9 protein-coding genes are annotated in these 13,185 nt (G+C 55.1%); 4 read left to right on the top strand and 5 right to left on the bottom strand.

Going from position 1 to position 13,185, the window contains the following annotated elements; translation table 11 throughout:
• Genes NSU01_RS04690 through NSU01_RS04675 form a run of 4 tightly spaced genes read left to right on the top strand, consistent with a single transcriptional unit; the run spans window position 1 to window position 4,975 of the window.
• The gene (locus NSU01_RS04690; protein WP_042133722.1) at window positions 1-834 is read left to right on the top strand and encodes a carbohydrate ABC transporter permease; all 834 of its coding nucleotides are present in this window, start codon (window positions 1-3) and stop codon (window positions 832-834) included.
• 24 nt (window positions 835-858) lie between these two features.
• Complete coding sequence (locus tag NSU01_RS04685) at window positions 859-2,670, top strand: sensor histidine kinase (RefSeq protein ID WP_076247260.1); 1,812 nt, start codon at window positions 859-861, stop codon at window positions 2,668-2,670.
• 51 nt (window positions 2,671-2,721) lie between these two features.
• Entirely contained in the window at window positions 2,722-4,218 is a 1,497-nt protein-coding gene (locus NSU01_RS04680; RefSeq protein ID WP_076247262.1) for a response regulator, read from the top strand.
• A 13-nt stretch (window positions 4,219-4,231) separates the two neighbouring features.
• Window positions 4,232-4,975 (top strand): fused MFS/spermidine synthase, encoded by a 744-nt coding sequence (locus NSU01_RS04675; protein ID WP_256704001.1) that lies wholly within the window; start codon window positions 4,232-4,234, stop codon window positions 4,973-4,975.
• 439 nt (window positions 4,976-5,414) lie between these two features.
• On the opposite strand, the gene NSU01_RS04670 is transcribed toward NSU01_RS04675, so the two are convergent.
• From NSU01_RS04670 to NSU01_RS04650, 5 genes are all read right to left on the bottom strand, one after another.
• Window positions 5,415-5,612 (bottom strand): DUF4177 domain-containing protein, encoded by a 198-nt coding sequence (locus NSU01_RS04670; RefSeq protein WP_042133716.1) that lies wholly within the window; start codon window positions 5,610-5,612, stop codon window positions 5,415-5,417.
• Window positions 5,613-5,649: 37 nt separating this feature from the next.
• On the bottom strand, window positions 5,650-6,009 hold the full coding sequence (locus tag NSU01_RS04665; RefSeq protein WP_076247264.1) for a DUF4440 domain-containing protein: 360 nt from the start codon (window positions 6,007-6,009) through the stop codon (window positions 5,650-5,652).
• 130 nt (window positions 6,010-6,139) lie between these two features.
• Window positions 6,140-8,530, bottom strand: coding sequence for a helix-turn-helix domain-containing protein (locus NSU01_RS04660; RefSeq protein ID WP_076247267.1), 2,391 nt, complete (start codon window positions 8,528-8,530; stop codon window positions 6,140-6,142).
• A gap of 121 nt (window positions 8,531-8,651) precedes the next feature.
• A complete protein-coding gene (locus NSU01_RS04655; protein WP_076247270.1) occupies window positions 8,652-10,979 on the bottom strand; it encodes an AGE family epimerase/isomerase in 2,328 nt (775 codons plus the stop codon).
• A complete protein-coding gene (locus tag NSU01_RS04650; protein WP_076247272.1) occupies window positions 10,945-13,137 on the bottom strand; it encodes a right-handed parallel beta-helix repeat-containing protein in 2,193 nt (730 codons plus the stop codon). Before NSU01_RS04650 ends, NSU01_RS04655 begins: the two co-directional genes overlap by 35 nt.
• Window positions 13,138-13,185 lie beyond the last annotated feature (48 nt).

The raw sequence follows: 13,185 nt of genomic DNA, 5'->3' as shown, positions 1-13,185 counted from the left end.
ATGGAACATTCCAAATTGCGCTTTAAAGACCTGTTCAAATATTTCACGCTGCTCATCGGCGTATTCGTAGTGTTGTTCCCGCCGTATGTCGTGATCGTCAATGCGTTCAAATCCACAGATGAGTTCAACAGCAGCAGCTCTATGGCTCTGCCGCACAGCTTCCTGAACTTCGACAACTTCATCGCTGTCTTCCAGCGCGGCGGGCTGCTCAGCGGCTTCGGCAATGTACTCGTCATTATTATAATTACATTGACCCTGAACATTCTGTTTGGCACAATGGTGGCATATGTACTGGGCCGCTTCTCTTTTAAGCTGAAGCCGGTTGTGTTCGGTGCATATCTCGTGGCCACCATCATTCCGAGCATCACCACCCAGGTGGCAACCTTCGGCATCATCAAAAATATGGGGCTCTACAACACGCTTGGCGCTCCCATTGTGCTCTATATCGGGGCCGATGTGATCCAGATCATTCTCTATTTACAGTTCATCCGCAATATTCCGTTTGATCTCGACGAGAATGCCATGGTTGAAGGCGCTTCCCTGTTCAAAATCTACCGCTCGATCATCTTCCCGCTGCTTACACCGGCGACGGCCACCCTGGTCATCCTGAAGACGATCAGCATTTACAATGACATGTACATCCCTTACCTCTATATGCCCAAGCAGAGCCTGGGTGTTGTAACGACGATCCTCATGCGTTTCCAGGGGGTCAATTCAGGCGAGTGGAACCTGATCTGTGCGGCGATCCTGCTGATCCTGCTGCCGACAGTCATCCTCTACTTCTTCCTGCAGCGTTATATCTTTGAAGGCGTAACGAACGGCGCGGTGAAATAGGGATGTACGGAAAGGAACAACACAGTGGTATCCTATATCCGGCGATTTCCGCGTACCCTTTGGCTGTTCCTGGCCAATCTGCCTATGGAGCGCAAGCTGATTGTCGTGTTTATTTTTCTGATATCCATGCCGATCACTTATGTCAGTTATCTATCGTCCCGTTCCACCTTCAATTCCGTCCTGGTTAATGCAACGGCAAGCGCCGGACAGATGGCAGACAGCGCCTCGGATACCATCGACCGTTATGTAGCCGACCTGAAGAGGTACACTGCGCTTCCGCTCTACAATACCGATGTCCAGTTCTATCTGGAGCAGGAGCAGACCGATTGGGAAAAAAATACGGGCATGTCCATGTTCCTAAGCTATTTAAACCATACGAAAGAAGAGATTGTTGCCGTATACCTGGTGGATAAATACGGCTCCGTCTATTATGACAAAAGCTCGGGCATCAGCGAGCTGTTCCCGGAAGAACGTCTGGCGCAGTGGCAGAGTCTCACCGAGTCCGGCGTAGCTTCCATAGTTCAGGGCAGGCATATGATCCGTGTAAATGCGGGGGATCACCGGGAGGTATTCAGCATTCTGCGTACCGTCAGTTCGGTCAGCTCGCTGCAGAAGATCGGCATTATTGTGTTCGATATCAATATCAGCCTGTTCAAGGGCATCGTGGACCCGGTCAATGCAGTCACCCAGGGGAGTACCCTGATTGTTGATGACAAGGGGGAAATGATGTACGCCAGCCCGGATGATTCAGGCGGTGGCTCCGGCATGCTGGAGAAGCATACGGACAAGTTCCTGCAGCAGGTGAACGGACCCGATGGCCATTTCCAGATCACTCTGGACGGCAAGGAATATCTCGCGGTATATACCGTATCGGCCAAGACCGGCTGGACTACAATGGTTTCTATCCCGCTGGAGCGGATACTGTCACCGGTGGAGAAAACCCGTAACGCGCAGGTGCTGACCACGCTGGCGATAATCGCCTTCGCCCTGATCGTAGCCACCTTCATCTCCCATGCCCTGACGAAGCCGCTGAAATCCATGGTCCGCCTGATGAAGCAGGTGCAGCATGGCAATCTGGAGGTATGGCTGCATCCCCGGTACAATGATGAGATCGGAATGCTGGGCAGCCACTTCAACCGGATGATCATCCGCGTGAAGGACCTGCTGCAGGAAGTGAAGCTGACGGAGAAACGCAAGCAAAAAGCCGATATGCGGGCCTTGCAGAACCAGATCAATCCGCATTTCATCTACAACACCCTGGAATCCATCCGCATGCTGGCGGAAGGCAGTGATGATCCCCGGGTCGCGAAGCTGACGTACCTGCTGGGGATGCAGATGCGTTACGGGATTGTCCGCAGCGAAGAGATGGTGACCATCGGGCAGGAGCTTGATCATACCCGTAATTATCTGGATATGCTGCAAATCCGTTTCCCGGACAAGTTCAGCTTGAAGATTGACGTGCCGGATGCTCTGCTGAGCTTCCCGGTCATTAAGCTGGTCTTCCAGCCGATCGTCGAGAACGCCGTCTTTCACGGCCTGGAGCCCAAGGAAGGCCCGGGCACCATCAGCATCACCGGCTGGGCAGAGGGGAGCAAAGCTGTATTTTGCGTGGAGGATGATGGTGTCGGCATGGATGAAGATACGCTGCGCGCGCTGAACCATACCCTGACCGGCGGAGCTGACGGCGAGAAATTCGGCATCGGCCTGCGCAATGTGAACGAACGGCTCCGCCTGGACTACGGCAGCCCGTATGGACTGCGTGTAGAGAGCGAATCCGGCCAAGGCACCCGTGTCATTCTAAGAATCGAGAATCTCTCCCACCGTATTGAAGATTAACCGGAAACAGGGCAACCTGCACATTATGTCTTTTGAAAGGGGATATCCGGATTGCTGCGTATTGTGATCGTAGATGATGAAGTCCTGATCCGCGAAGGTCTGGCCCGGATGATCAGCAAGGAGAGCAGCGATTTCGCCGTCATCCGCACTTATCCTGACGGCAAACAGCTGCTGGATGCGCTGCCTGCCCTCCAGTTCGATGTCCTGATTACCGATATCCGCATGCCGCAGATTGGCGGCCTTGAGCTGATCCGTCTGCTCAAAGCCAGTCATCCCCATATCCGTTCCCTGCTGATGAGCGGATTCGTTGAATTTGATTATGCCCGGGAAGCCATCCGCAGCTCGGCGGTAGATTATCTGCTGAAGCCGATCAATAAAGAGCAGCTGTTCGACGTGCTCTACAGCCTGGATAAGGAACGCACGCTGCTGCGTGAGAAGGAAGAACGGCACCGCTCCGGGATGCTGCTCTCCATGCTGCATATTGAAGAGCCCTCCGCTGTGCTGATCGGCGGCCTTATTTTGCCCCAGCCTTATTTCTCGGTGTTTGTCCTCAAAGGAGACTCGCCTGAAACCGTCTGCTCCTGTACAGACAGTCTGCGGCAAGAGAAGGATAACGGATTCGATGTGCTGGAACTCCGCCAGGGACTGCAGGTCTGGATCTGGTATTCTGCGCAGCCGCTTGAATCTGCTGAATTAAGCGAGATCCGCAGATATCTGCAGGCTGCCAGTGCAGGGCATACTCTGCATGTGGGCATAAGCCGCTCCTACGCGGATGCAGCCAAGCTCAGAACGGCTTATCTGGAAGCCAAACATGCCTGTGACTGCGGAATATACCAATCCCGGCCGCTGCATTATGTTACTATTGAAGAGCTCATCCTGCCGGATAAGGCAGGGTCTGAGCTTTTTGCGCCTTATCGTGAACCGCTGGTCCATGATTTACAGATCCTCAATGTCGAGGGTGTACTTGCAGGAATTCATAAGCTATTCTCGGAGCTTGCATCGCAGTGTGCTTATCCTGAGCAGATTCTCCGCATGTGCCGGGAGATGGAAGAGCTTGCCCGTAAGGAAGTGCAGGAATTCGAAGCGGTCTACCGTAACGGATTAACTATGACGCTGGAGGAACAGCTGGAGAGCTGTTTGGCTTTTGCAGATATGGAAAAGCTGTTCGCTTCCTCCTTGTCGTCTGCCCTAAGCAGTATCCGTGCCCACCGGCTGGAGTTGTCCGGTACCGCCGTCGAGACCATCAAGCGCTGGATCTCAGCCAACTATAACCAGCACGCAGATCTGAACACCCTTGCGGGGATGGTGTATCTTACGCCAAGTTATTTGAGCAAGCTGTTCAAGCAGGAGACCGGTCTTACGCTGACTGATTATATAATTGAAATCCGCATCCGCAAGGCCAAGCAGCTGCTGAAGAATGCCCCGGACCTCAAAATCCATGAAATCGGCACCGAAGTCGGCTATCCCGACCCCGCCTATTTCAATAAACTGTTCAAAAAGGTTGTCGGTGTCACGCCGAATGAATATAAACGAATCTCATCTGTGTAAGGAGTCTGATCACTTGCATCCGCTGTCCCGAACTACACATGACTCTCAGGAAATTGAGGTATATGATACAACCGAGCTGTATGGCGAGACCGGACGGTTCCGTGTGCTGCAGTTCTCGGGTGAAGCGATTCAAGGCGCGCTGGATCTGGAGCATCCCCGCCGGGTCGTCTTTGAATATCCGCGGGCGATGATCCATCTGATGGAGGCGGGCGATCCTTATTTCGAGGATGTGTTCCTGATCGGGCACGGGATTGGAACGATTGCCGGGTATTTTGCGGAGAAGCGCTTTAAGGTCGCTGAGGTCAATGAGCAGGTTGTGGAATACAGCCGAACCCGCTTTGGTTACAATCAGGACAATGTCCTGATCGGTGACGGCCGCAGCCTGCTGGAGAATGAAGCAGACCGGAGCTATGATTACATTCTGCTGGATGCCTTCACCGCTGCCGGAACGCCGGCGCATTTCACCTCGCTGGAGTTCTTCGGGCTTACCCGGGATAAGCTGCACGGACACGGCGCGATTATCATGAACCTGATGGGCCGCAGCGATAATGACCGGCTGATTAGTGCGATCCACACGACGCTTAGCGAGGTGTATCCCCACACTAAGACCTTCGCCCTCCCGGCAGAAGGCAACGCCGATCTCCGCAACATTATTATGGTTGGCAGCAGCCGGCCAGTCACCTATCAGTCCCGCCACATGGCCGGATTCAGCGAAATTACGCCGGAGCTTGGACATGTGATCCGGGACCGGCGGTAGGTGGCTAGAAGCTATATAGCTAGAAATAGACTCTTTCCTTCGGATTAGCCCGGGCTTCTTGGTTGAACAACACGCTTCATATGACCGGAGTTGCGCCGCCCTAGCTTTAACTGTATTTTGTACAACTAAAACGAGCGATTATTGCGCTGCGAAGGTTTTAGTTGTATTTTCTACAATTAAAAATCCTCATATTTCATAAAAGAAGGCTTACCGCTATTTTTAATTGCACAGAATACAGTTAAGCCCGTAAACTCCGGGTTTCCGCCGCTTTTAACTGCAGGAAATACAACTAAATACTGCCCACTCCACGTTAGGTACTCGCAGGCAGGCGCTGCCGGGGGAGAAATGTCCGCCCATTGAAGGGATACGCTTGTGGCCGAACTCCACCTTGAGTCCGTTCGGCTCCGCTTCGCACCACTCGATCAGCCGCTGAATAGGCCTACTCCATTTTCTTTTCAAAAATGAGCTCATAATATTCCGGAAACCCCACAGCCTGGGCGCTGGGCATGATAACGAACTGAACGAACCGCCAGCCCTCTGCTGCATGCGTATGTATAATCTCCTGATAATTCTCCGTTGGCAATTGGAGAAATCCAGTATTCTTCTTTTTCATTTGTACAAATTTGTATTCAAACATTGATCTTCCTCCTGTTGTAATTTTCTACTTAAGCATGTTAATCCTTCACAGGCGTCCCCTGATGAAAAAACATCTGCCAGCGTCCCTCAAGCAACCTCCAGACCGAGCTGCGCAGGCAGTGAATGCCGGAATCTTCATTGAAGGTCCGGTAGGTCGCAAGGACAGCCTCCTCAGACAACGTATGGAGTTCGAAGTTACTCAAGGTCATCCGTACCTCACCTGCTCCCCCTTCGCCAACCTGATCGTGCTTCCGCCATACCCTGCCTGAACTTCCGAATTCAGTGTAATCATCTGCGATCAGCAGCGCCACCGCTTCAGGATTCGTACGCACTTCATTGCTCAGCAGCTGCTCCTCGAGATCGCAGATATGGTCTGCCAGCAATTCTTTAGCTGTCACATCAATTCCCTCCTTTTTACATTTACTATTCTGGATGGGCACCGGAATATCCTCTCCAGACAGCAAAAAGCCCGGTCCGTTCTGCAGGAGGCACAGCGCTAACCGGGATTCCGCAAGGGAAATATGAAGCCTATTCCAGCGACCGCTTCAGGCGGTATTCCTTGGGGGTAACGCCGAAGGCTTTTTTGAACAATTTGAAAAATGTACTCTCATTGACGTATCCGACGAGCTCCATAATCTGCTTGATGCTGATATTCTTCGTCTCCAGATAAGTCTGGGCATGCTGAAGGCGGATATCGTTCAGATACTCGCTCACCGATACCTCTTCGCTCTGCTTGAACATTCTGCCGACGTAGGCCGGTGTCATATGCAGCATAGCGGCGATTCCCTGCAGGCTGAGGTTCGGCTCTTTATAATTCATCTCAATGATTTCCTTAATCGCGTCCATCAGAGCCGCATTCTTGCCGCTGCCCGTCTGGTCCAGCTGATCATGGATATCCCGGCATACCCTGCCGAATAATTCAGCGGTCTCCTGCAGCGTCTCCTGCTCCAGCACCTGACGGCTGAGCGTGCTCAGCTCCACATTCAGCGGAATAACACGGTTATGGTTAATCTCCTTAACGGAGGTTTTGATAATTCCCGTGATATGCAGCAGGCTGTGAACAATGGCATCATAATGGCAATGCCCCAGCGGAGCCAGCATATGCCCGATGGCCTGCTCCATGGCAGGCAGATGACCGGTACGGATACTCTCACCCAGCCTCTTCTCCAGCTCCGCCGGGAAGCTATACTCCTGCTGCCGGAGATTGCCGTCCACTCGCTCCTTCGTAATGATGCTTTGCCGGCCGTATACCAGCTTATACATCGAATATTGAACAGCCGCCGCATAACGGTCCGGAATCTGTTCATGGCTGCCGCAGGATTCACTGGCCGTCAGGGTCAGTGACAGCTGGTAATAGCTGCTGACCACCTGCTGGATGTTACGGAACAGCTCATGCAGCGCTTCCTCATCTTCGGTTTCACTATTGCTGCCTTCTGCCCGGCTGATCAGCAGGGCCAGATGACTGCTGCGCATATCTGCCAGCTCGCAGAGATAATGTCCCGGACGCAGGATCTCCTCTGCAATATTGCGGATAGCAAAATAATACAGGCTGCGTTCATTATGGCTGGTCCTGCTGCTGAACCCGGAATATCCGTCCACCTGAATCAGGACTACCCGGTAAGGGCCGCTGCGGTTGATTTGCAGGCCGTTCTGCCTGATATTATCCTCGAATTCCTTCGCGGACAACGCCTTGCCACCGGAGAGAAGGGTTCGGAGGTAATAGCTTGTAATAATATGCCGCTGTTTGCCCTGCTCGTCTGAGACGCTTCGCAGCTGCTGGGCCATTGTGCTGAAGAGGCTGGCCACGGCCGATAATTCATCCTTATCTTTATCTTTCTCCTTACCCTTCTCCATATTCTGCCCCGTGGCCTTACCAGCCGCCGCCTTCCCTCCCGGCTGCATCCCCAGCTGGCCTATCAGACGTCCAATAGGCTTATAGAGCTTGTGTGCTACAAGGGTAGCCAGAACCACAGCCAGCAGCAGAACGGCAATAATGACGGACAGAAAGGTGCCGCGCAGCTCCCGTATAGGCTGAAGGATAATTTCATACGGCTGCACACTGACGACCTTCCAGTTCGTCCCCTGCATATTCAGATAGTTGACCAGCAGTCTGGTGCTGCCGCCGAACCTGCCGGACAAGGTGCCGAATGCTTCGGCATCCCCCGGCGTATGCCCGCCCAGCGCCCGGATCAGCTCCCCCTGACTAGGCAGCAGCTCCGGGTTACCCGAGAGCAGCAGCTTGCCTGCCTCATCCAGCAGATAGACGCCCGATTGCTCAGGAATAGCGAAGTCATTGAACGAGCGCAGATTCTCATAGAGCCATTCGGGCTTGATATTGACGACAAGCGCACTCTCCTTACTGGTGCCGGTGTCCGTGAAATTCTGATACATCACCAGCGAAAAGAAATCAACGGGCTGGTCTGCTCCGCTGAAATTCATCGGAATCAGCTTCATCCGCGGAAGCTTCTGCTTATTCTTCACCAGCAGGGCAATCTCCCCGCTCATCGGGGCATCCGGTTTGTTCAGACTGAGCTCCCCTACGGTATAGGTCCGGTCGTCATAACCGTTATAGACAAGGATCGAATGCAGGAACGAAGAGGAGAGGTAGGCCTGCTTCAGCGAATTCATCGAACGGATCACCAGCATTTCATCAGGATCGCGCAAATTCAGCAGCGGTACAATATTAGGGTCCATGTACAGGGAGACAGCCAGATTATTCATTACCCCTGACATATAGGACAGGTTGATTTGAATCTGCTTCATAGCCTTGCGGCTGACCTCCTGCTGCATCCGGATCGCGCTGCGTTCCGCATTATACTGCAGGAGCAGCGAAGAACCGGCGAGAACAGCCACCATCAGCAGTGTTACAGAGCCTATAATGCGCAGCAGGTACTTCCTGGACCTGTAAGCTTGCCACATCAGCAGTCCCCCCTCTACTAAGATGCATTATGCTGCCTGTAACCAGCATGACATATAGCGGATGGGGCTATCTACTGTACAATGTGCGAATTGCTCTCCGATCTCAGACTGCGATTTGGTTTCAGTGAAAAGCCAGCGGAACCCTGCGGACAGCGCCGGGCTCTAAGGTAATGCGCGGCCAATCGGCTGAAGCGCATTGCCCGAGCGGAACTCCCGCTGCGGTCGACAGCTCTGCGAATATGGACACCTCAGCCGGATAATTAGTGGTGTTGGCAACAGTGAGAACCAGCCTCCCCTCCTCCTGCTCCAGTGAACATTCCACATGATCAAATATCCACAGCAGCCCTGTGTCGGGCTGCACATAGATGCCCGGAACCTCCGCATAGGTCAGCATATTCGAGACCTCACACCAGCAGGAGAGCGGCAGCACTTCCCCGATCAGCTCCGTGCCCTCCCAGTCGCTCATATTCACCCTTTCGCTCATATAACCGGGCAGCAGCTCCTTCCCGTCCCAGCCCATGACAGGTCTGTCCTGGCGGGAGAGATATTGCGGAAGCTGATGCGCAGTATCCCTGAGCTGCTCCATATACAGCGGATTACCGGTGGCCCGGAACAGCTTCAGAAGCGAATCGCCAGACAGGGTGCAGATGCCCGGAGCGCTGTGCTTATTCTGCACATTGGCAATGACCGAGCCTGCCGTTTCAATCCCCAGCCGTCCGAAGGTCGAGCCTTGCGGAAAAACAAAATTATACGACACACACCACGAGATCGCCTGCCGGGCCGCTTCCTCTGCCCGCTGCAGCCACTTCTCCTCCCCTGTCGTTTCGTAGAGGGCGATGAACGCTTCCAGCAGGGCGAAGGCCGACTCGCTGTCCGGACACTGCAGAATCTCTCCGGGCCCGCCCGTGGTCACACCCTCCCGGGTATACTGGCGGTAATAATAATCCCCGGCTGCCTGCGCCGCCGCCAGATACACCTCTTCATTCAGGTGTTGGCCGAACAGCGCCAGTCCGGCAACCGCCATCGCACCTCCGGCAGAACCGCCGACCAGCAGCTCTCCGGTATCCGCCTGCACCCATTGGCCGAACTGGCCATACCGGCCCCATAAGCGGAGGAAGCCATCGGCAAGCCGCCGCGTGCCCTCAAGCCAGCGCTCCGGTACAGGCTCATTCGGATGCAGTGTGTTCATCGCCATGAGATGCTTCACCAGAAAGTACAGCGCATCTGCGCTCTTGCGCACAATATGCCATTGCTCCGGATGATCGCGCTGCGGATCTTCATTGAACTCATCGCCGTAGTAGCGGCCGTTATAGAATACACCGGGGAAGAATCCGGCCTCCGTCTGCCCGCCGAAGATGAAATCAAGGGTCCGGCCGGCTCTGCGGACCGATTCTTCGCCGCCCGCAAGCAGCAGCGCATAGCTGGACATCCCGCCCCCGACCCAGCCCAGCTGCCAGTCCTGATGCTTCATATCCACGGTGCCTACGGCGTAATAGCCGTACGGCTCCTTCCAGTTCAGTTCGTTATATTTCTGCTCCTGAATGGCCCATGCCGCCGAGAACGGCAGGCTGGAGGACAGCGCCGGAATTCCCGCCAGCGACTTGCGCACCCCGGCGAATCTGGCGAACAATCCGTCTACACTGCCGCAAGGGAAGCTGTATACCTCAAAGCTCAGGCTGAGCTTATCGCCTTCCCCGAAGTCCGCCCCTCTATCCGGGGAAGGGGCTCCGGTGGTACACATGTCGTATTTGATCCGCGGCCGTACGCCCGGAGCACGGAAGGATATAACAGCAGAGCCTCTGTCCTCCGCTTCCTGCACATGAATCGAGGTCTCCCCGCAGCCGGTCTGTTGGCAGGTTAGAATCAGGATTCCCTGTCTGCGGACCGGATCATATACTCCCACCGCCGGTGTAGCTGCGTCCCCGGCCAGCAGGTGGAAGGCCGAAGGGCCGGGCCCTACGGACAGCCGCGGCACATCGGTAATCAGCGCCGGAGTATCCGGGCCGTGCTCCGGCAGCTTGCTCCAGCAGGGCGGATAGCTGAAGCTGCGCACATCGAAGCGGTTACCGTTATATATAGCGCCGGGAACAAGCACATAATTGGTGCGGTCCCAGGCAGCAAATTCAAAGCGGACCTCCGCTGCGGTTTGCAGCGACTGTCCCCGGTGGAACCAGTTCACTTCGAGCCTGGCTCCATCACTGCTGCCGCCTATCTCGGTGCAGCCAAGCGTAATCTCCCAAGCCGCTGCTTCTCCGGCAGGCAGAAGGGTCTGTCCAGCTTCTCCGGCATTTCCTGCATCTCCTGCATCCCCTGCGTCTGCCGCCCAGCCAGTGTGATATTCCATAAGCGGCTCGGCCTCCTCGAAGGTGTGCGAAGCGAAAGCCAGCTTCGCTCCGGCTTCTTCAAGCAGCAGCTCAAGCTTCTTCTGCATCTGCATCTGCATCTGCATCTGCCGCCCCCCTCTCTTCTCTCTCCGCCAAACCTGCTTCTGAAGCTCTGTCACGCGGGCCAAACTGCGAGAAATCGATATCCTCCCAGCCTAAGGCATAAGCCGGCGAAGAAGGCAGCAGCCGGTAGTCCCCTGCCGGACCATCAACGAAAGCGGGATCGGCCAAGACGGTACCGGCATCATATTTGCCGTCCAGTACAGCACGCCAGGCTTCCCATGTGTATTCTTCGCCCCATACACTATTGGGGCCGAAAGACTCTGCCGGAAGCTCGCCGGTGATCCGGGGGACGGCCCCACCGCGCCAGAACAGGTTGCGGTCAGCAGCCCGGAACCGCTCCGGACTCCAGTTGACGAAGCAGTACAGATGACCTGAATTAGAGATGATATTTCCTTCGACCGTAATATCCCGGTTCGCTTCCCCTACCATCTCCTGCGAGCCTATAGCGTTGACCGCCTGGGGATTATCCGCCATCAGATTGTTGCGGATGACATTGCCGACGCCTTTGGAGAAAATCGTCATCCATAGCTTTCCCTCACCAGTGCTGTAGAGATGATCAAGCACATTATGTGTCACAGTCACATCATCGGAGGCATCATCCAGATAAATGCCGAAGCCGAAGGAGAAATAGATACCGCTGTGATGCAGCCGGTTGCCATGGATGACGTTCCGGCGGCCGATTCCCCAGGATTCGATCAGCCCCCCGTCCTGGCTATCGGTCATCACCTCCGAGATATCGTTATAGCTGATCCGGTTGGCCCGGGTAAAGAGGAAATCCCAATGGTTCTCCCGCGTCACGGCTACACCCCATAGAGATTCCGGCAACTGCTGATGACGTTGTCCTTTGAGGGATATCCCGTAGCGGGGCATATGTGAGATGCGGTTATGCGCGACCTCGCAGTCCCCGCACTGATACAGGACAATTCCGCTTCCATGGCCGACAAGCTCTCCGCCATGGCTAATCCGGTTGTTCGTAATCCGGTGTCCTTTATTCTGATTGGCATCCTCCACTTCACGGAAGCTGCCTTCCCCCGGGGCATAACCTGAGGCGTAAATGGCCGTGTGTCCAACGGTCTGTATAATGTTTCCGTCCAGCACAATCCGTTCGGCGCTGCGGTCTAGGAAGAAGCCGCAGGCGCCGGATTCACGGATATGGCAATCCGAGATTTCAATTTCCTCCGCATTGCGGATATAGACCACTCCGTTACGTTGTTCATCCGGTTCAACATTATCCATGCCCGGCTCACTGCGCATCATCTTATAGTCTTCATAGAAATCAGTGCAGGCCAGAGTCAGACCCTGGAAGGCCAGACCGGATACCCGCCGGGAATCATCTTCCCCTTGAATTTCAAGCAGCCGCAGGACAGACGGGGCGATAACCTGCTCCTCCAGCGGAGTGCCGCGCTTGGGCCGGTAATACAGCATAGCCTCTGCCTCATCCAGATGAAATTGGCCGGGTACACGCAGGAACGACAGCGAGCCCTGCAGGAAAAAGCGTGAGCCTGCGCCAATTCCCCAGATGGTGGGCCGCGCAAGCTCAATCCAGCCGGAAGAGTGATCGATCCGCCGCACCGGAATTGTCTCCGAGGCCCAGTTCCACTCCCCTTCCCCCGGCCACACAAACATCTGCAGTCCCGCCGTATCCAGCTGCTCCGGCACATCCCCTTTCCGGGCAATGATTCCGTCATGCTCTCTTCCCTCAACCGAGGCGGCGGATTCGTAATACCCCGCCGCCGGGAGACGGGCTTTCACTACCCGTTCCCCGCCTGCATATAGCGTCTGGAACCGGGTTCCCTGCGGCAGCGTTGTACGCCAGATGCCGTCCTGCCACAGTTCCCAGCCGGAGAGCACGGCGCCTCCCGCGAGAACCGGCTTCTCTCCCTCAGCATTGCGGTAGAGTACACGGCAGCAGGTACCCCCTGCATCCCCGCACCCGAAGCGCAGCGGCTCGCCAAGCTCGTAGATACCGCCCCCGAGGAAGACTGTTATCTGCCCTGTGTGCCCTCCGGCTAGGGCATCGCGCACCGCACTCTGCGCGGCGGGAATTGTGCGGTACGGTTCTTCCCGGCTTCCGCTGCCGGAATCATTCCCGCTGTGCGGGTCTACATATAGCTGCAATTCACTGTCTGTTTGCTGTTCTGCTGAGATCATTTCCTTCATCGCTCATCTTCCCTTCTTCACCCATATTCACACGGATATATAGCTTCT

Source organism: Paenibacillus sp. FSL H8-0259, from assembly GCF_037963255.1.
GTDB classification, from domain to species: Bacteria; Bacillota; Bacilli; order Paenibacillales; family Paenibacillaceae; genus Paenibacillus_AQ; species Paenibacillus_AQ phytohabitans.
This window is presented reverse-complemented; position numbering and strand designations above follow the sequence as displayed.

Bases quoted from the DNA above. Each gene is read 5' to 3' on its own strand.
- NSU01_RS04660 (WP_076247267.1), bottom strand. From the start codon at position 8,530: ATGTGGCAAGCTTACAGGTCCAGGAAGTACCTGCTGCGCATTATAGGC.
- NSU01_RS04655 (WP_076247270.1), bottom strand. From the start codon at position 10,979: ATGCAGATGCAGATGCAGATGCAGAAGAAGCTTGAGCTGCTGCTTGAA.
- NSU01_RS04650 (WP_076247272.1), bottom strand. From the start codon at position 13,137: ATGAAGGAAATGATCTCAGCAGAACAGCAAACAGACAGTGAATTGCAG.
- NSU01_RS04670 (WP_042133716.1), bottom strand. From the start codon at position 5,612: ATGTTTGAATACAAATTTGTACAAATGAAAAAGAAGAATACTGGATTT.
- NSU01_RS04690 (WP_042133722.1), top strand. From the start codon at position 1: ATGGAACATTCCAAATTGCGCTTTAAAGACCTGTTCAAATATTTCACG.